The 19,973-nt window shown below is 42.5% G+C and carries 16 protein-coding genes; 9 read left to right on the top strand and 7 right to left on the bottom strand.

What is annotated here, in order from left to right:
• Positions 1-40 precede the first annotated feature (40 nt).
• The 4 genes from AC57BQ_RS20895 to AC57BQ_RS20880 all read left to right on the top strand — a co-directional run bounded on the left by AC57BQ_RS20895 (position 41) and on the right by AC57BQ_RS20880 (position 8,957).
• Positions 41-2,437, top strand: a complete 2,397-nt coding sequence (locus tag AC57BQ_RS20895) for an ABC transporter permease (RefSeq protein WP_496408105.1) — start codon at positions 41-43, stop codon at positions 2,435-2,437.
• Positions 2,438-2,541: 104 nt separating this feature from the next.
• On the top strand, positions 2,542-4,914 hold the full coding sequence (locus AC57BQ_RS20890; RefSeq protein WP_496408104.1) for an ABC transporter permease: 2,373 nt from the start codon (positions 2,542-2,544) through the stop codon (positions 4,912-4,914).
• Between the two features lie 96 nt (positions 4,915-5,010).
• On the top strand, positions 5,011-7,386 hold the full coding sequence (locus tag AC57BQ_RS20885; RefSeq protein ID WP_496408103.1) for an ABC transporter permease: 2,376 nt from the start codon (positions 5,011-5,013) through the stop codon (positions 7,384-7,386).
• A gap of 32 nt (positions 7,387-7,418) precedes the next feature.
• Complete coding sequence (locus AC57BQ_RS20880; RefSeq protein WP_496408102.1) at positions 7,419-8,957, top strand: alpha/beta hydrolase-fold protein; 1,539 nt, start codon at positions 7,419-7,421, stop codon at positions 8,955-8,957.
• 64 nt (positions 8,958-9,021) lie between these two features.
• Here the strand turns inward: AC57BQ_RS20880 and AC57BQ_RS20875 are convergent, their stop codons facing one another.
• Positions 9,022-9,432 (bottom strand): BrxA/BrxB family bacilliredoxin, encoded by a 411-nt coding sequence (locus AC57BQ_RS20875; RefSeq protein ID WP_090470374.1) that lies wholly within the window; start codon positions 9,430-9,432, stop codon positions 9,022-9,024.
• A 300-nt stretch (positions 9,433-9,732) separates the two neighbouring features.
• Between AC57BQ_RS20875 and AC57BQ_RS20870 the strand changes: the two genes are divergently transcribed.
• From AC57BQ_RS20870 to ahcY, 3 genes are all read left to right on the top strand, one after another.
• Entirely contained in the window at positions 9,733-10,506 is a 774-nt protein-coding gene (locus AC57BQ_RS20870) for a M23 family metallopeptidase (protein ID WP_496408101.1), read from the top strand.
• An 84-nt stretch (positions 10,507-10,590) separates the two neighbouring features.
• Positions 10,591-10,971 (top strand): bactofilin family protein, encoded by a 381-nt coding sequence (locus AC57BQ_RS20865; protein ID WP_496408100.1) that lies wholly within the window; start codon positions 10,591-10,593, stop codon positions 10,969-10,971.
• A gap of 181 nt (positions 10,972-11,152) precedes the next feature.
• The gene (gene ahcY, locus AC57BQ_RS20860) at positions 11,153-12,469 is read left to right on the top strand and encodes an adenosylhomocysteinase (protein ID WP_090469967.1); all 1,317 of its coding nucleotides are present in this window, start codon (positions 11,153-11,155) and stop codon (positions 12,467-12,469) included.
• 373 nt (positions 12,470-12,842) lie between these two features.
• On the opposite strand, the gene AC57BQ_RS20855 is transcribed toward ahcY, so the two are convergent.
• Genes AC57BQ_RS20855 through AC57BQ_RS20845 form a run of 3 tightly spaced genes read right to left on the bottom strand, consistent with a single transcriptional unit; the run spans position 12,843 to position 14,257 of the window.
• Positions 12,843-13,151 carry a DUF3817 domain-containing protein gene (locus AC57BQ_RS20855; RefSeq protein WP_496408099.1) on the bottom strand — a complete coding sequence of 103 codons (309 nt, stop codon included), beginning with the start codon at positions 13,149-13,151 and terminating at the stop codon, positions 12,843-12,845.
• Between the two features lie 7 nt (positions 13,152-13,158).
• Positions 13,159-13,620, bottom strand: a complete 462-nt coding sequence (locus AC57BQ_RS20850; RefSeq protein ID WP_496408098.1) for a hypothetical protein — start codon at positions 13,618-13,620, stop codon at positions 13,159-13,161.
• Between the two features lie 49 nt (positions 13,621-13,669).
• Positions 13,670-14,257: a TetR/AcrR family transcriptional regulator gene (locus AC57BQ_RS20845; protein ID WP_496408097.1), complete on the bottom strand. Its 588-nt coding sequence runs from the start codon at positions 14,255-14,257 to the stop codon at positions 13,670-13,672.
• 190 nt (positions 14,258-14,447) lie between these two features.
• Between AC57BQ_RS20845 and AC57BQ_RS20840 the strand changes: the two genes are divergently transcribed.
• The gene (locus AC57BQ_RS20840) at positions 14,448-15,443 is read left to right on the top strand and encodes a serine hydrolase domain-containing protein (protein ID WP_496408096.1); all 996 of its coding nucleotides are present in this window, start codon (positions 14,448-14,450) and stop codon (positions 15,441-15,443) included.
• An 11-nt stretch (positions 15,444-15,454) separates the two neighbouring features.
• Here AC57BQ_RS20840 and AC57BQ_RS20835 read toward each other — a convergent pair whose 3' ends face one another.
• The 3 genes from AC57BQ_RS20835 to AC57BQ_RS20825 all read right to left on the bottom strand — a co-directional run bounded on the left by AC57BQ_RS20835 (position 15,455) and on the right by AC57BQ_RS20825 (position 19,104).
• Complete coding sequence (locus tag AC57BQ_RS20835) at positions 15,455-17,179, bottom strand: amidohydrolase family protein (protein WP_496408095.1); 1,725 nt, start codon at positions 17,177-17,179, stop codon at positions 15,455-15,457.
• Positions 17,180-17,585: 406 nt separating this feature from the next.
• On the bottom strand, positions 17,586-18,584 hold the full coding sequence (locus tag AC57BQ_RS20830) for a polysaccharide deacetylase family protein (protein WP_496408094.1): 999 nt from the start codon (positions 18,582-18,584) through the stop codon (positions 17,586-17,588).
• Positions 18,565-19,104 (bottom strand): hypothetical protein, encoded by a 540-nt coding sequence (locus AC57BQ_RS20825; RefSeq protein ID WP_496408093.1) that lies wholly within the window; start codon positions 19,102-19,104, stop codon positions 18,565-18,567. Before AC57BQ_RS20825 ends, AC57BQ_RS20830 begins: the two co-directional genes overlap by 20 nt.
• A gap of 70 nt (positions 19,105-19,174) precedes the next feature.
• Between AC57BQ_RS20825 and AC57BQ_RS20820 the strand changes: the two genes are divergently transcribed.
• A complete protein-coding gene (locus tag AC57BQ_RS20820; protein ID WP_496408092.1) occupies positions 19,175-19,906 on the top strand; it encodes a pyridoxine 5'-phosphate synthase in 732 nt (243 codons plus the stop codon).
• Positions 19,907-19,973 lie beyond the last annotated feature (67 nt).

The following is a 19,973-nucleotide window of genomic DNA, read 5'->3' as shown; positions in this document are numbered from 1 at the left end:
ATTAGAGTTTAGTATTTAGGGTTTAGAATTTTAAAGAATTATGATCAAGAATTATTTAAAGATCGCCTGGCGAAACCTGATTAAAAATAAGGGGCACAGCTTTATCAACATCGCTGGTTTATCGGTAGGTATGGCTGTAGCTATGCTGATTGGTTTATGGATATGGGATGAGCTTTCGTATAACAAATACTTTACTAATTACGACAAGATTGTACAGGTTTGGCAGCATCAAACATTTAACGGTAGTGTGGGCAGCCAAACCGCTATGCCTATCCCCTTAGGATTAAAATTGCGTGAGTCATATAAAAGCGATTTTAAGTATGTAGTGCTTTCTACCTGGACACAGGAACATATTATCACCTATGGCGACAAGAAATTTACGCAGCTGGGCAACCATGTACAAGCCGAATTTCCAGATATGCTTGGCCTGAAAATGATCAAAGGTACGCGTGCCGGATTAAAAGATCTTTCATCTATCATCATTAACGCATCGCTGGCAAAAACACTTTTTGGAGATGCCGACCCGATGGATAAAACCTTAAAAATTGATAACCAGTGGGTTGTTAAGGTAACCGGCGTTTATGAGGATCTGCCTAACAATACCCAATTTAGGGATGTAACCTTTTTTGCTCCCTGGGATCTGTACATGACCACCATGCCCTGGCTTAAAAACGCGGCCACCCGCTGGGGTAATAATTCGTGGCAGATATTTGCTCAGCTGGCCCCTAATGCCGATTGGGAAAAAGTATCGGCTAAGATCAAAGACCTTAAACTGGTTAATATTGCAGCCCAGGGCGATAAAATCGGGGCTGATTTTAAGCCTGCCGTTTTTCTGCATCCTATGTACAAATGGCATTTATACTCGGAGTTTAAAAATGGTATAAATACCGGTGGCAGCATCCAGTTTGTATGGATGTTTGGCATCATAGGTGTGTTTGTACTATTGCTGGCCTGCATCAATTTTATGAATCTGAGCACTGCCCGTTCCGAGAAACGTGCCAAGGAAGTAGGCATCCGTAAGGCCATAGGCTCGCAGCGTGTACAGCTGATCTGGCAGTTTTTTATGGAATCAATGCTGATTGTTGCCTTTGCCTTTATTTTTTCCATCATCCTGGTGATGCTGGCCCTGCCCTGGTTTAACGGTGTTGCTGATAAAAAAATGTCGATCTTATGGGGCAATCCATGGTTTTGGAGCCTGAGCCTTTTATTCAGCCTGGTATCCGGTATTATCGCGGGTAGCTACCCGGCCCTTTATTTGTCGTCATTTAAACCAATCAAAGTATTAAAAGGTACATTTAAAGTTGGGCGCTTGGCAGCCATACCGCGCAAGGTGCTGGTGGTTTTGCAGTTCACCGTTTCGGTTACATTGATTATAGGTACTATCATTGTTTTCAGGCAGATCCAGTTTGCCAAGAACAGGCCTATAGGTTATAGCCGTGATGGCCTGATATACCTGGTAGAAAAAACAAAGGATATACATGATCACTACGCCGCATTTAAAGATGAGGTAATAAGGTCAGGCGCCGCGATACAAACAGCCGAATCGGGAAGTCCTGTTACAGGTGTGTGGAGCAATAACAGTGGTTTTGACTGGAGAGGAAAAGCTCCCGGGATGCAGGATGATTTTGCGACTGTTGGCGTAACCGACGATTTTGGAAAAACGGTTGGCTGGCAGTTTAAAGGTGGCCGTGATTTTTCAAAAGCATTTTTAACAGATTCATCGGGTATTGTTATTAATGAGGCTGCTGCAAAATTTATGAACTTTAAAAACCCGGTTGGCGAAATTGTAAAATGGGGCGATAAGCCGTTCCGGGTGATCGGGGTGATCAAAGATATGTTGATGAGTTCGCCCTATGAACCGGTTAAGCAAACGTTTTTTTATTTGGATAAAAATCCAGATGGGGTAATATCCGTAAAGATTAATCCGCAAGCAAGCACACATGATGCATTGGACAAGATCGCGGCCATCTTCCAGAAATACTCGCCTGCCGCGCCGTTCGATTATAAGTTTGCTGATGAGGAATATGCCAAAAAATTTGATGAGGAAACGCGCATCGGTAAACTGGCCAGCTTTTTCGCCTTCCTGGCCATATTTATCAGTTGCCTGGGCCTGTTTGGTATGGCTACTTTTATGGCCGAGCAGCGTGTTAAAGAGATAGGTGTACGCAAAGTTTTAGGCGCTTCGGTATTTAACCTCTGGCGTCTGTTGTCAACCGATTTTGTGATATTGGTAGCGATATCTTTCCTTATAGCATCCCCGGTTGCCTATTATTTTATGCATGGCTGGTTACAGGGTTACGCCTACCGGTCAGAAATTTCCTGGTGGATATTTGGTGTATCAGCAGCAGGCGCTATAGTAATAACACTGGTTACCGTAAGTTTTCAGGCTATAAGGGCGGCGTTGGCCAACCCGGTAAAAAGTTTAAGGAGCGAATAACCTCACCCCAGCCCTCTTCAAAGGAGAGGGAGGCACAGTTGGGTTTTGAAATAAATTAACAAATAATTACAATTCCTCCCCTTTGGGGAGGTTAGGAGGGGTTTATGATCAAGAACTATTTAAAGATCGCGTGGCGAAACCTGATTAAAAATAAAGCGCATAGTTTTATTAATATAGCGGGTTTGTCGGTTGGCTTGGCTTGCAGTCTGCTCATTTTATTATGGGTACAAAATGAGCTGAGTATGGATCAGTATCATGCCAATGGCAAGCGCTTGTATTCGGTATATGAAACGCAATATGTTGATAATAAGGTGGAGGGGCAATACAGCACGCCAGGGCTGCTGCCAGAAGAATTAAAAAAACAGATACCCGAGATTGAAGCCAGCACAGGGATCAGTTATGGGGAAGAAAACACTTTCCAGGTTGGTGATAAAATATTAAAAATGAATGGTACCGATGCCGGGGCCGATTGTTTTAAAATGTTTAGTATCCCATTGCTGCAGGGGAATGTACAAACGGCCTTAAATTCGCCGGTGAGTATGGCTATATCCCGCAAAATGGCCAGGGCTTTTTTTGGCAGCCCCGAAGCCGCCATTGGTAAAGCCATCCGCTATGATAACCGGAAAAATTTTACCATTACCGCGGTATATGAAGATCTGCCAAATACCGCCTCGCAGAAATATGATTACCTCCTGAACTGGTATAATTATATAGAGGAAAACCAATGGGCCAAAAGCTGGGGTAATAATGGGCCGGCTACAGTTATTATGCTGCGTGCGGATGCCAATCCGGACGCAGTTGAAAAAAAGATAGCTCACTTTTTAGATAACTTAAACAAAAGTCAAAAGAAGGGCACTTTTACCGAAGAATTAGGACTGCAACGCTTTGGCGATGGTTACCTGCATGGCAATTTTGAAAAGGGAAAACCACAAGGCGGCCGTATAGAATATGTGCGTTTGTTTACTATTGTCGCCATTTTTATTTTGTTGATAGCCTGTATCAATTTCATGAACCTCACCACCGCCCGGTCGGTTAAACGTGCCCGTGAAATAGGTGTGCGTAAAGTGGTTGGTGCCGTTCGCTCGGTTTTGATCAAGCAGTTCATAGGCGAATCGTTACTGGTGACTTCACTGGCAGTAGTAGTAGCATTAGTACTGTTAACACTATTATTACCAGTATTTAATCAAATTACCCATAAAGAAATAGAACTACCGTTTTATCAGCCCTTGTTTTGGCTAAAACTGGTGGCCATTACTTTAATTACAGGCTTAATATCAGGTAGCTATCCTGCTTTATTCCTATCGTCATTTAACCCGGTTAAGGTGTTAAAAGGTACTTTGAAATTAGATTCAGGTGCCACAATGTTTCGCAAAGGGCTGGTTATATTTCAATTCGCGTTATCCGTTATCCTGATAACCGCTACTATTATTGTTTCCAGGCAAATGTCCTACATCCAATCAAAAAATCTGGGGTACGACCGCGAGAATCTGATATATATCCCAATGAGCGGCGAGCTTATAAACAAATACAGCACTTTTAAAGACGAAGCTTTAAACTTGCCCGGGATACAGTCGGTTACCCGTATCAGTAACACCCCAACAAATATTCAAAACTGGACAGGCGATGTTAACTGGACTGGTAAAGACCCCAATGTAATTATACAGTTTACACAGGTTTCGGTTGGTTATGATTTTGCGAAAACCATGAAACTGAAAATGTTAACCGGTCGCGATTTTTCAAAAGCCTTTGCAACCGACTCGATAGGATATCTGATTAATGAATCGGCTTTAAAAAGGATAAAATATGCAGACCCGATAGGCAAACCACTCACTTTTTGGGATAAAAAAGGGGTTATAGTGGGAGTGATCAAAGATTTTCATTTTACTTCTATGCATGAGCAGATCAAACCCTTGGTGATCAGACTTCGGGAGGATGAAAAATATGGCAACGTATTGGTAAAAACACAGCCTGGTAAAACCCGCGAAGCGCTGGCTGGTTTGGAAAACTTGAGTAAACAAATTAATCCTGCATTTCCGTTTACCTATAATTTCTCGGATCAGGAATATCAGAAATTATACCAGAATGAAGAGATCGTAACCCAAATATCCAATGCGTTTGCCTTCCTGGCTATATTTATTTCGTGCCTGGGATTGCTGGGCTTGGCTATGTTCACAGCAGAGCAGCGAATAAAAGAGATCGGTATCCGCAAAGTGCTGGGCGCCAGTGTAAGTTCATTGTTTACCCTATTGTCATTGGAATTTTTGGTGCTGGTAGTTATTGCTTTGCTAATTGCTTTACCGGTATCCTGGTACAGTATGAGTAAATGGTTGCAGGGTTTTGCCTACCGTACGCCAATGCAATGGTGGATGTTTGGTTTGGCAGGTGGCATTATTGTTATCGTAGCTATGCTAACGGTTAGTTTCCAGGCGGTTAAAGCTGCTCTGGTTAATCCTATAAAAAGTTTAAGGAGTGAATAAAGCAAAAAGCCGAAGGCTTAAAGCTGAAAGCAATAAATAGTATAAATAAAAAGCTTTAGGCTTTGTGTCTTTAGCTTTAAGCTAAAAACGGATATCATGATCAGAAACTATTTAAAGATCGCCTGGCGAAACATCGTCAAAAACAAGGCGCACACTTTTATTAATGTGGCAGGTTTATCGGTGGGTTTGGTATGCAGCCTGCTTATTTTGCTATGGGTGCAAAATGAACTGAGTGTAGATGGTTTTCATAAGAACAGTTCCCGCTTATATTCAGTATATGAGCGCCAGAACTATGATCATAAGATACATGGCTCATATAATACACCCGGGCCAACCGCTGATCAGATGAAAAAAGTGCTGCCCGAGGTGGAGTACGCAACCAGTTTTGGCTTTGATCAAACGAATACTTTCCAGGTAGGTGATAAGATCCTGAAACAAGATGGTTCTGCCGCCGGGGCTGATTATTTTTCCGTATTCAGCTATAAGCTTTTACAGGGCAACGCCAAAAGCGCGCTGAATACACCAGTGAGCCTGGCTATTTCGCGAAAAATGGCTAACACCTTTTTTGGAAGTCCGCAGGCGGCAATAGGTAAAACTATCCGTTACGAAAACAGCAAAAACTTTACAATAACCGCAGTATTTGAAGATCTGCCTAAAAACGTTTCACAAAAATTTGATTACCTGATCAACTGGTATGCCTTTTTGGATGAGAACGGATGGGCCAGGGAATGGGGCAACCAGGGTCCTGCCACCTTCATTATGTTAAAGCCCAATACTAATCCTGTAGCATTTGAAAAAAAGATACCCCATTTCTTAGATGCCTATAATGGTACCATTCGCAAAACTTCAACTTTTATTATTGATCTGGGTATTCAGCGTTTTGATGAAGGGTACCTGCATGGCAACTTTGAGGAAGGTCGGTTTGTGGGAGGTCGCATAGAGTATGTGCGAATTTTTAGTATCGTAGCCATATTTATTTTGTTGATAGCCTGTATCAATTTTATGAACCTAACCACCGCCCGTTCAGTTAAACGCGCTAAAGAAATTGGTGTACGTAAAGTTGTTGGGGCAGAGCGCTGGGTTTTAATACAGCAATTTATCAGTGAGTCGTTATTGATCACCACTATCTCGGTGAGTATATCCTTATTGTTGTTGGTTGTATTGCTACCGGTATTTAACCAGGTAACGCAAAAACAAATTGAACTGCCATTTAACCAGGTTTCTTTTTGGGTTAAGCTTGGGTTAATCACCTTAATAACTGGGCTGGTATCAGGCAGCTATCCTGCTTTATTTTTATCATCATTTAACCCGGTAAAGGTTTTGAAGGGCGCATTGAAGCTGGATGTTGGCACAACCCTTTTTCGCAAAGGCTTGGTTGTATTCCAGTTTGTGCTGTCGGTTATACTCATCTCAGGAACCATTGTTATTTCGCGCCAGATGAATTACATCCAATCAAAAAACCTGGGGTACGATCGCGAAAACATGGTATACATACCGCTTGAAGGTGACCTGTTACCTAAATACAATTTATTTAAAGACGAGGCTTTACGGATGCCCGGGATACAATCAATAACCCGCATCAGTATCGAACCCACCAACATCCAAAATAGTACAGGCGGGGTAAATTGGACAGGGAAAGATACAACCGTCAATATTCAGTTCACCCAGGCTTCTGTAGGCTATGATTTTGTGAAAACCATGAAGTTGAAAGTGCTTTCCGGTCGCGATTTTTCAAAGGAGTATCCAACAGATTCGGTGGGTTATATACTGAATGAGGCGGCATTGAAAAGGATAGGTTATAAAGACCCTATCGGTCAGCCCCTCACTTTTTGGGGAAACCGGGGAAAGATAGTGGGCTTGATAAAAGATTTTCATTTTAACTCGATGCATGATGAAATACGGCCATTGATTATAAGATTAAGAGAGCATGAAACGTATGGAAGTATCCTGGTAAGAACCGAGCCCGGTAAAACCCGTGAAGCGCTGGCCAGTATGGAAAAACTATGCCGCCAGCTCAACCCGGCATTCCCATTTACCTATAATTTTTCGGATCAGGAATATCAGAAGCTATATCAAAACGAGCAGATCGTCGGCAAGTTATCAAACGGATTTGCTTTCCTCGCTGTATTTATTTCATGCCTGGGCCTGCTTGGCTTGGCTATGTTTACGGCTGAGCAGCGGGTTAAAGAGATAGGGATCCGTAAAGTTTTAGGCGCCAGTATAAGTTCATTGTTTGCTTTATTATCATCAGAGTTTTTGGTGTTGGTGGTTATCGCCCTGTTTATCGCGTCGCCTATTGCATGGTATGCTACAGGTAAGTGGCTGCAGGGTTTTGCTTACCGTACGCCGGTACAATGGTGGATGTTTGCCCTGTCGGGCGTGATCATCATTTTCATTGCTATGGTCACTGTAAGTTTCCAATCGGTTAAAGCAGCATTGATCAACCCTATAAAGAGTTTGCGAAGCGAGTAAAGGAGTTTAAAAACTGAGTAATGATCCCCAAAATGAAAAATAAGCTTCGCCTTTTTTTATTACTGTCGATAATCTCGATTGTCAGTTTGCTTAACGTAGCCAAGGCACAAGACACCGTTGTCACGAAAACCTATCACGGCAAGCTCGACTCTATAAACTCGGGCATATTAAAACAGAAAAGAATTATAGAGGTATTTACCCCCTCCAATTATAAGCCAGGCAGTACCGATAAATACGATATGCTGTATGTACTCGATGGGGGCAACTGGAATACGGGTTTAATCCTTCAGCTCCAGAGCTTTTTAGAGGGGGAACCCTATATGCCTCCAACCATTATTGTCAGCGTTTTAAATATCGATCGCATCAAAGATTTTACACCAACTCATGTGGATGATTGGAAAACTTCGGGTGGAGGAAATAACTTCCTGAGTTTTCTTAAAAATGAATTGATCCCATATGTTAATAAAACATATCCCTCCAATGGTGATAATATCCTTTGGGGGCATTCATTGGGTGGCTTATTTGTAGTGTACGCGCTGTTAAATGAACCAAAAACTTTTAAATCATATATTGCGGTCGACCCCAGCCTTTGGTGGGATAAGGTATATCTGCCCAAAATTGCTGCCAGTAAATTACCTGCTTTAGCTAGTTTAAATACCACACTTTTTATGGGCGGCCGTGACAGTGAAGACGGTAAAAGCATGAAGATTGATACCATGGATACCATACTTAAAAAAACGGCTCCTGCAGGTTTTACCTGGAAAACGGTGATGTATCCTGATGAAACCCATAGTTCGGTGCGACTAAAGCTCACGCATGATGGGTTGAAGTTTATCTACAGGGGTTATGGTACCAAAGGTCCCACAATTCATCCTACGAACGGAACTCTCCTGAAGAACAAGCCAATTAAAATGCGGTATTTCGGCGATACATCAAGAGTAAGATACACCACTGATGGAACGGAACCTACCTTAGCATCTGAAAAAATAAAAAAAGAGTTCACTTTATCCTCACCGGGAAAACTGATCGCAAAACGGTTTTCGAACAGTGGCAGGTATGATATTTCCAGCATCGGCGAATTTAAAGAAGGAACCTATCTGCCTTCAGTTTCAAAGGTGAAAAATTCAATCCCCGGAGGGTTTCATTATGCTTATTATGAAGGTAAATGGGATAAAGTGCCCGATTTTAGTAAATTAAAACCTCTTAAATCAGGAACTATTGATACCGCCTTCAAGATGAATAAACTTCCCGGTAAAAATAACTTTGCACTGCTTATTGATGGCTGGTTGCAAATAAAGGAAGAAGGCTATTATCTTTTTGCACTGGTTTCTGATGATGGCTCAAAACTATACATTAACAACCAACTGTTGATTGATCATGATGGCTTACACAGTAGTGATGGCGGCAAATCGTATATACTGCCTTTAAAAAAGGGCTTTTATCCCATCCGGGTGGAGTACTTCCAGAAAGAAGGAGACGCTGACCTGCAACTACTTTACCTCACACCCGGTATTTCCGATATTGAAAAGCTAATCCCGGTACCTTTTGAGTTGCAATACCACCATCAATAAAAACAAAAAAGCTGAAAGGATGATCAAACTCCTTTCAGCTTTTTGCTTTAAGCATTCAGCTTAATTAGCAATATTGTTCAAACGCACCAATTAAGTTATCAGCAATCATTTGTGCCGGACGACCTTCAATTTGATGACGTTCGATGATATGTACCAGTTTGCCGTCTTTAAATAAGGCCATAGCTGGTGATGATGGTGGATATGGCAGCATATAGTTACGGGCTGCATCAACAGCGTCTTTTTCCATACCTGCAAAAACGGTTACCAGTTTATCGGGGTGTTTTTCATTAGCTGCGGCAATTCTTGCTGCAGGGCGTGCATTAGCTGCAGCACAACCACAAACCGAATTTACCATTACAAATACAGTGCCTTCGCTTTCAATAGCATGCTTTACAGCATCGGCATCCTTAAGCTCCTCAAAGCCAACTCTTGTCAAATCTTCCCGCATTGGGGCAACTAAATATTCCGGATACATAATTTTTTTGTTTACACTAAAATTTACTTCAAACAAAAATAACAAATGATTAGCAGCTTGTATGTAAAAAACACAATAATAACACTTTGCTGACGATGAAAGGCTGCCCAAGGCACAGCCGTTATTGCTTATTAGTTATTGTTTTATTTGCAACAAGGGTTGATTTATAAATTGTAATAAGTATATTGCGTACCCTAATTAATGAATTTGATGAGCAAAAAACCTTCTGAAATTAGTACGGTTGTTATTATTAGCAAGAACCATCAACATACCAGATCGGTACAAATAAAAACCAAACATTTGAATAGAATACGGCACTATGTGTTTAGCACACTGTCTGTTGTAGTAGTGTTGGTTGGTTTGGTCATCTATTTAAGAGCAGAAAATACCAAGCAGGAACAGGAGAAACAACAGTTGCTTGCGCAGATAATAAAATTAAAAGGTGCTGTTCCTGTGGCATCTGCCGAGGTTAAAGAAGGCAGCGCTCAATCATACATCCAGGCTATTGAGGGAAAGTTAAAAACTATTAACAGTTATTTAAAACGCCGGGGCCTAAAAGGCTTTTCAAACAAAGGTGTTGGCGGTGATAATAATGCCGAGGGTAAAAAACTGAGCGATAAAGAAGTATATTCCCTTTATAACGATTATCTGAATCGTTTGGTGGGTACCATCGCGTTTACGCCAATGGGATATCCGCGTATAAGTTCCTTTACTTCATTTTTTGGCTACCGTAACGATCCGTTTGAAGACGGCCATGCCGAATTCCATCCGGGTATCGACTTTAAAGGCCACAAAGGCGACGAAGTAAAATGTACCGCCAGCGGCAAAGTAGTTTTTGCAGGCTGGAGTGGTGGTTATGGCAATTGCATCCGCATTGCGCATATCAATAACCTGGAGACTGTATATGGTCACCTGTCAAAGATCAAAGTAAAAGTAGGTCAGGAAGTAAGTGTTGGGGATGAAATAGGTTTGGTGGGCTCCACTGGTCACTCCACCGGTGCACACCTGCATTATGAAGTACGTAAAAATGGCAGACCTATCAACCCGGTTAACTTTTTAACGCTCAATAAGTAAGGTTTTACGTATAAATTCCAAAATCAGTAAACCCATACACCCCATAGAACGTATAACGCCCAACGTAAAACATACAAAACTCTAATGGCTATTTTCGGAAAAAAAGATAAAGTTGCGCTTGATCTTCAGGCTATCTCCACCCTGATTGGTGATGGCGGTATTTTAGATGGTAACCTTAAAGCTCCAGCCTTTGTCCGTATTGATGGGCAGGTAAATGGAAACGTGACCATTGATGAAGGTTTGATACTGGGCGAAAAAGGTGTGATCACCGGGAATATCCAAACCAAAGAAATTGTTGTTTACGGAACGGTTAAGGGTGATATCCAAACCGATTCGCTCGAAATAAAAGCCACAGGTAAAATTACCGGCGAAATAAGTACACAAACTCTGCTGGTTGAAACCGGGGGGGTGTACAACGGTAAACTCACCATGCAAGCGACGGATAAAAAGCTTCTGGGAGCGTAAAAGGTTTTACGTGTGACGTGATACGTTTTACGTTATCATACTTAATTAAAAACGTATCACGTCACACGTACAGCGTACAACGTCCAATTATCCTATGGCAACTAATTACTCCCACTATGCCCTTCATTTCATTTTGATGTTTTTATGACTTATTTTTGTGTCTCATAAAAATTGAAATGTTATGTCATCAGTAGAAACTGCATTCGTTAAATACAAAGTAAAAGATTTTTCATTGGCCGAGTGGGGCCGCAAGGAAATTGAGCTGGCCGAAGCTGAAATGCCGGGCCTGATGGCTCTGCGTAAAGAATACGGCCCATCGCAACCTTTAAAAGGCGCGCGTATTGCAGGCTGTTTGCACATGACCATCCAAACCGCTGTTTTAATTGAAACTTTAATTGCCCTTGGCGCCGAAGTTACCTGGTCGTCATGCAACATATTCTCTACCCAGGACCATGCCGCTGCTGCTATTGCTGCTGCCGGTATCTCTGTTTATGCCTGGAAAGGTATGAACGCCGAAGAGTTTGACTGGTGTATTGAGCAAACCTTGTATTTTGGCGAAGATCGCAAACCATTGAACATGATATTGGATGATGGCGGCGATTTAACCAACATGGTACTGGATAAATATCCAGAGCTGATTGGCGATATCAAAGGTCTGTCAGAAGAAACTACTACTGGTGTTCACCGTTTATATGAGCGTGTTAAAGCCGGTACCCTGCCAATGCCTGCTATCAACGTGAACGATTCAGTTACCAAATCAAAATTCGATAATAAATATGGTTGCCGCGAATCATTGGTTGACGCTATCCGTCGTGCTACCGATGTGATGATGGCTGGTAAAGTGGCTGTTGTTTGCGGTTATGGCGACGTAGGTAAAGGCTCTGCCGATAGCTTACGTAACTCAGGTGTACGTGTTATTGTTACTGAAATCGACCCTATCTGCGCATTACAGGCAGCTATGGAAGGTTTTGAAGTGAAAAAATTAGGTACTGCTATTGCTGAAGCCGACATCGTAGTTACCGCGACCGGTAACAAAAACATTGTGCGTGAGCAACATTTCCGCGCTTTGAAAGATAAAGCCATTGTTTGTAACATCGGTCACTTTGATAACGAGATCGATATGGCCTGGTTAAACGGCGCTTACGGCAATACCAAAATTGAAATTAAACCACAGGTTGATAAATATACCATTAACGGTAAAGATGTTATTGTACTGGCCGAGGGTCGTTTAGTGAACCTGGGTTGTGCAACAGGCCATCCAAGCTTTGTAATGAGTAACTCCTTCACCAACCAAACTTTAGCCCAGTTAGAGCTTTGGACAAATGGTGCTGCTTACGAAAACAAAGTATACACCCTGCCAAAACACCTGGACGAAAAAGTTGCCCGCTTACACCTGGCCAAAATTGGCGTGGAGCTGGAAGTACTTGACCAGGATCAGGCTGAATACATTGGCGTAACTGTTGAAGGTCCGTTTAAACCGGAGTACTACAGGTACTAAGTCAAAATTAAAAAGTCAAAATTCAAAAAGGCATGGTTTTAGGATCATGCCTTTTTTGTTTACCTTAACTTTTATGCTGATAATATTTGCAATTGGGACGCTTTTAATTTGTGCTTTGACAAGAAATATCATTCGTAATAAATCGGGGCGGTTTTACCTTGTAAACTTTCTAATCATAGTTGTTTATAATTTAGCGGGCTGGTGGTATATTATGCGATTTTTGGGTGTTGGCGGAGCAAGTTTAGGACCTGGGTTAATGCTAATGTTTGTTACCGGCTTACATTTGGTTATCCTATTTCTGATTTTCACCATCTGGGAAATGATCAGGTTTATTAAAAATCGAAAAGCACCGGAATAATGGCGTTCCGCTTTTTTAATTTCCCAGTTTGCGCAAAATCCTACTGTCGATATAAAATGTTCCGAACGGGATAATGCAGGCAATGAGTACTTTCCAGGTAGTTGTTTTAAACTTCCATTGTTGTTCAACGCCAACGCTCAGCGTATTAAATACAAAAAGCAGGAATAAGGACCCATGTATTGGACCCATAGCCTTCACCAGGGAAGGATCATGTCCAAAATACTTCATGGGTACAGCTATAAAAATGAGGATGAGCAATGATATGCCTTCCAGGAACGCTATGATACGTAAGCGACCGGTATTTGATTGGAGTAAATTTTTCATATGGGGATTAAAATGATCTTAAATACGGACGATGTGCAAGCGGTGAAAATGGCCAGGGAATAGCCATGAAAATAAGAATGAGGGCTATGCTGAAACTAATAAGCATTACCCTGAATTTTTCATGGGCAAACAGGAGTCGTTTAGCTTTGGCCGAGCCAATAGTAACTACAACAATGGCTGTTAGCATAAGGCTGATATGGATCATACCAAAGAAAACCGGTTCTGTGATACGGCCACCACTGCCGGGCCCTCTGAATAAGCCTTTAACGGTGTCGCTTTGGGTGTACAAAATGATACCTAACAGGAGTTGAACGTGGGTGATGGTAGCCGTCCAGTGCCTTACCCTGTCGTCGGTTTTAGTAAAGAGGGTATCGTTAAAGTATCCGCGGTACGATCTGTAAATGGCATATAATAAACTGCCTAAAACAAGCCAGCGAAATAAAGAATGGAAAAAGAGAAGCGTGTTCATATGGTAGTAAATTAAAACATACTATATGGTATGTTTTGTGATAAATTTTTTACTGTAGCTGGTTTAAGTATTTTTTAAGTTCATGGAGGTAGGTATGATAACAGGCTGTACCTAAAAGCTTGCCTATATTGCGTATCCCGCTGTAACCCGCGGTTATAAAACAAGCTACCTGCCCGGCATCGGTATCTGGTTTGATATGGCCTGCATTTTTGCCATTGTTAACGTTGGTTACAATTGCTTTTTGCCATTGTAATATGAGTTTTGACAGGGCCTGTTTAAAAGCCGTATTCAAGGGGGCCATTTCCTCAATAAGATTTACCGCCGGGCAACCATATCTGACTTGAAAGAATGGTGATTTTAATAATAAGTTATGCATCATTAAATAAAGCTCCTCAATGGGCTTGTCCGAATCATGAAGCGGCGTTATCATGGCCTCATACATCCCGGGATACATGACCTCCTGTATCATAGCCAGGCCCATTTCTTCCTTGTTTTTGAAATGATAGAAAAAAGCGCCCTTGGTTACCGGGCTATCCACAAGTATATCATCAATACTGGTAGCCTGATAGCCTTTTTGGTATATCAGGCCAAATGCTCTTTGAAGTATGCCTGATCGTGTTGCTGCTGCTTTAGTCATAAAAGATACTACTTGGTATGTTCTATAACAAACATACTAAGTAGTATGTAAATTGCAAAGGTGATTTTTATTAAGGACATTTAAATGACTTAAGTAGAGGATAAAGCTTGCTCAATCCCATTCGTCAAAATCCCGTCCCCATTAGTCAAAAGAAAAACAGGTTGAGTATATCCCTGCTTATCTTTAATCTATGAAAAGAATCACGCTCCTCCTGATCCTGAGTTTTATCGGTAATTTCAGCAGTTTTGCCCAGATCCATATTGATACCGTAGAGTATATTAAAAATAATTCACTGATCTATTCGCTGATTATTTCAAAGAACGATAAGATCATCCATCAGCAGTATTTTAACGGACAGGATAGCACTACCTTGTTTAATGACCAGTCGCTTACCAAAAGTGTTACTGCTTTACTCATCGGTATCGCTATTGATAAAGGTTACATCAAATCGGTAGATGAAAAGGTGGCTGACTTTTTCCCGGAACTGAAAACGGATACCGATAAACGGAAACAGGATATCACCATTAGGCAAGTGATGAACCAGGCCTCTGGTTTTTATCATGAAGGCGTGAATGTGGGCGCCTTATTGAACATTCCCGATCCATCGGGTTATGTGATCAAAGCGCCCTTGGTATCAGAGCCCGGGAAAGTGTTCCGGTACAATAACGCGGCTACACATTTGTTATCGGCCATCATTACCAAAAGTACGGGAATGGATACCCGCGCTTTTGCCAAGAAGTTCCTGTTCGATCCGCTGGGCATTACCCATTTCGACTGGAAAAAAATGAACGACGGTTATTACGATGGCTGCGGACTGTTAAGCATCCGCCTGCGCTCCCTTGATATGCTGAAATTGGGTAACTTGGTATTAAATAAAGGCGTATATCATCACCAGCAAATCATCCCGGCTAAATGGATCGCCTCCATCATCAACCCCGAAGTTACTTACAAAACACCCTGGGGACTGGATAATTCCCTATACGGCCTGTGCTGGTATCATGCCGACTACCAGGGGACGAAAATAACCTATGCCCTGGGCTGGGGAGGACAATTTATGTTCATCATCCCTTCCCTAAAAGCCGTCATCATGACCAACTCCAGCGTAGCCGATGCCACAGCCATTAAAGAGGCCGCCTTGATCACCGGCAGGCTTTTTCCTGAATTGTTTAAGCAACTGCAAAACTAACCTGAGCTGGATTACTGTATAAAATATACCTTCTTTATCTTATTGTTTTCGATATGATAAATAGCTACGGCATCCAGTAGTTTGCCAGTGCCGGTTACACGCTCATGATCAATAACAACATTGCCTTTTACAATCCGGGACTGTATTTCGCAATGCAGGGCCGGTACATGCTCAAAAAATGCGGAGTACAGGTTACGCATATTATCTTTTCCTTTGCCTATAAGCTTATCCGGAAAAGTATATAGTTCTACATCATCGGCGTAGGGTTCTAAGAATCCGTCGATATTCCGGAGGTTGTAGGCATTTAACTGGCGCTGCACCAGGGCCAACGGGTTTTCCTTGATCAAAGTATCCGGCGAAAGGACATGACCTTTGTTAATCACCAGGCTTATTTTTTGCAGGTTTTCCAACTGATCGGCGGGGTTGCCGTTGAGTAATACCAGGTCGGCTTTTTTGCCTTTTTCTATGCTGCCAAACTCTTTTTCTTTACCAATAGCTTTGGCGCCGTTGATGGTGGCCGATTGGATCACCTGCCAGTTGCTCATGCCGCTTTGTTGCATGGCTTTTAGCTCTGTAAAAAGCGAAGAGGCATGTTGGGTACCAATATTACCCGCATCGGTGCCAGCGGCGATAATTACCCCGGCATCAGCCATTTTTTTAAGGTTTACCATCCGGATAGAATCGGTTGTCGCGGCAGCGCGTGCCCTCGCTATACCTAATGCTTTGTAGCGACCTGTCAACACAGTATCGGCTAAATGTTTTAAATCGCTGATGGAACCCAATTGTTCGGGGTTGGCCTGTATAAGTTCATCATAAGAAAAATTCTTTTTTTGCGAAAAGGTATTGAAATAGCCATCCATCACAATCAGTGTAGGGCAAAGTACAACTTTGTTTTTCTTGAGCAGGTTGATAAAATCGGCAGATACAACTTCGTCTTCTATCTCATGAACCAGGTAATCGCAGCCGCTTTCAACCGCCAGTTGCGCCGTCAATCTTTCGGTGGCATGTACAGCCACCCGCAGGTGATTTTTATGCGCCTCGTCAATAATGGCTTTTACTGCCGGCTGATATTTTTTAGCTTCTTCCTCTTTATTTTTCCCGAGTACGATGTACCAGATCTTGATAAAATCCGGGCGATGTGGTAATTGCTTTGCTAACAGGTCGGTAGCCTCAGCGGTATTGCTAAATAGATTAAATGGCTCGTCGTTTCCCAGATTTTTATAAACTTCCGGTTCATAGGTGGTTAGTAATGGTCCCGCCATATAGATAGCCGGAGCATAACTTTTATTGGCGAAACTATCGCGCTGGGCCAGGTAGTTAAAGTTGGCGCCGGGATCAATAACCGTGGTGATGCCTACCCGGGTGTAGCGGCGCAGAAAATCTTCCATATGCTGGTGGGTCCAGGCCATTTCTTTTTCGTAGGGTGTATATTTTTGCAGGGCGATAGCATCCGGACGGGCATACAGACCGCCACTTTGGAAAAAATGTACATGCGAGTCGGTAAGTCCCGGCATCAGGAATTTTCCTTCTCCGTTGATCACTGTAGCGTTTCCGGGAATTTTTACGGTTGCCGGGTAGATCCCCGAAATAATATCCCCGGTAATGGCTACCGTTCGTCCGGGTAATAGTTTATTTTGGTTAACATCAACCAGGGTTACATTTTTAATATAGGTTTGGCAGAGCCCGGGCAGGGAGTACATGACCGCGATAAAGAGCAGGCTGAATTTTGTTTTCATAGGTTTTTATTAAGATAAGCTAGATGGCAAATGCTAATTTAATATTTATAAAACAGATGTAGTAATGGGTAGCAGAATTTCCGGGGCTGGAGACAGTCGCAAAACTTTTTAAACCTTAAATTTTAACACTTTTTTAGTCAAAACAGGATGAAAACGCTTGATTATTGCCCATTTTAACAAAGTTTTAACGCCATTTTAACACTTTTTAACAAATTTTTGATGGGTTTTGAAAGCTTTAAAAAGTATTAATTATTTGATAGTCAGATAACTATGTGAAAAATGGTTGATTTTTGGCTCTTTTTTCCCTTAAGCAAACAGCCCGGTTTTCCTTTTTGATCAGGAAAACCGGGCTGTTGTATATACAAATATACGGAATATGGAGGGGAATGCCTAAACTTGGTAAAGGTTAATTACTCCCCTCGAACTCCTCCTCCACGCTTTCCCTTAAATCATACAGCAGCCATTGTTTTTTGGCGATGGAACCGGCTTCGGATTGCAGCAGTTTGATGAAATCATTTACGCCGGTGGGCTCGTTGCCATTGCCGTGGATCAGCACAATGCTGCCTGCTTGCGGTTGTTGTCCTTTGGCCAGCCAGGCATCGGTGCCGATGGGGATCAGGCCATAGTCGGTTAGTTTATATATCAGTTGCTGGTCCGACACCAAACCCGGGAATCTGAAAAAGACCGATGGCAGCAGACCGTTTTTGAGCATGGCCTTTTCGGTTTCCAGGATCTCATAGTTCATATCGGTACCCGGCTCCAGCAAAAAGTTTTCTTTGAGCGGTGCTTTCGCGCTTACCCGGTGATTAAAAGAGTGATTGATCCAGGTAATATAGATCTCGTGTTTGGCCTGCATTTGTTTGAGCCATTCCAGGTCCTGCGGGTGCTGGCGCATCCATACACCGGTAACCGAGAGGGCGATGGGGGCCGGACGCTCTACTTTCTGAAACTCCGTAAAAATGTCGGTAAATATGCGCCTGTCAAGCGGACGGTGCGAGGGACAAAGATCGGCCGTTAAACTGATGCCCGTTTCTTTGGGGATGCCGCTTTCAATGCCCGCGTCCTGCAAGGCTACCGATTGTTTTTCGGCTTTACGCAGTGCTTTCTGGTAAGGGGTGTTTTTAAAGAAATCGCGGGCTTCGGTGATGCTCATGGGCTTCACCTGGTAAAAGTTAGGCTCGTCAATTTTGGTGATCAGTGTTTGCGGGTTTACCAGCAGGTAGTAGGTTTTGCCTTCGTTTTCAAATTGGCGCAGTATCATCCAATCCTGCGGGGCATGGTGCGCCCAGCCATAAAAAGGCTTGTAATTTTCTATTTTACGGTAATTGGCTTGTGCAGCGGCTCTGTACTGTAATCCGCCCAAGATCAATATAGCAAGCAGGTATTTAAGCAGGGGTTTGTTCATTCTTAGTCAAATTCCAGTTTTTGCCTGTAAGTATAGCGGTTATCACCAATATCAGCATAAATACGATGAAAATAATAGGCGTAATTTGTTTGATCAGCGAAACTATAATGGCGTATTCTTCCAAAGTTTTAGGAGGTTTTGGTTGCGTTTGGCCTAAGCGAGATAATGGGGGATATACCGTCCATCCTGATTCTGCTGGCTCGGGTAATCTAAAAACAAAGGTAGCCAGGAAGAAAAGCTTAATGATAAATAAAAAGTTAGCCACTAACAGCACTACATTTTGTAATGTTCTTTTATAGCGATAAAAACCTTCCCATATCAAATACAGTAGGGTTGTCAACAACAAAAATACACGGATTATAAGAGCTGGCATGGCTATAACAAAATAAGTATCGTGCAGATTAATATCAAGCATACCCCTGCTATCGGTAGGGGGCAACAATAAACGCAGCAGTAACCAGGTTACTATATAAATAACAAATAATTTAACCACTTCTGTGATAACAGGTTTAAGTTTCATAACTTAAATATAAAACTTAGTAAATAAGATTAGGTTTATTATTGTATAAAGGATGTATTAACTTTGAACCATGACCCGCTTATCTGTCAATATCAATAAAATAGCTACCCTGCGCAATTCGCGCGGCGGTAACAATCCCGACCTGATACAAGTTGCCAAAGATTGCGAGCGCTTTGGCGCCCAGGGCATCACTGTACATCCCCGGCCCGATGAAAGGCACATCCGGTATAATGATGTTTTTGAACTGAAAAAGATAGTGACCACTGAGTTTAATATCGAGGGTAATTGCCAGGAACAAAAATTTATCGACCTGGTGCTGGCCAATAAGCCCGAGCAGGTGACACTGGTGCCCGATGTACTGGGACAGATCACCTCCAACCATGGCTGGGACACAATAACCAATTACCATTATTTAAAAGATATGATAGCGGTTTTTAAAGAAGCCGGGATCCGCGTATCCATATTTGTTGACCCAATAGCTAAAATGGTGGAGGGTGCCGCCAAAACCGGTACCGACCGTATTGAGCTATACACCGAGGGGTATGCCACGCACTATCACCAGGGCCGCGAACTGGCTATAGCGCCCTATATTGAAGCTGCCGAGGCCGCGCAGGCCGCAGGCCTGGGTATCAATGCCGGCCATGATCTCGACCTGAATAATTTGAAATATTTTGCCGAACTGGTTCCCGGGTTGCAGGAAGTAAGCATAGGCCACGCGCTCATCAGCGACGCGCTTTATTACGGCCTGGAAAACACCATTCAACAATACCTGCGGCAACTGGTCCCGGTGGAGATTGAGTGAGTTTTGATTTTTTCACTTTTGTTTGTTTTTTAAAGGCGTTCAAGAGGGCTACACCGTTCGGATTTAT

It is taken from the genome of Mucilaginibacter sp. BGA-UO-ETr-C110 (genome assembly GCF_059567985.1).
This window is presented reverse-complemented; position numbering and strand designations above follow the sequence as displayed.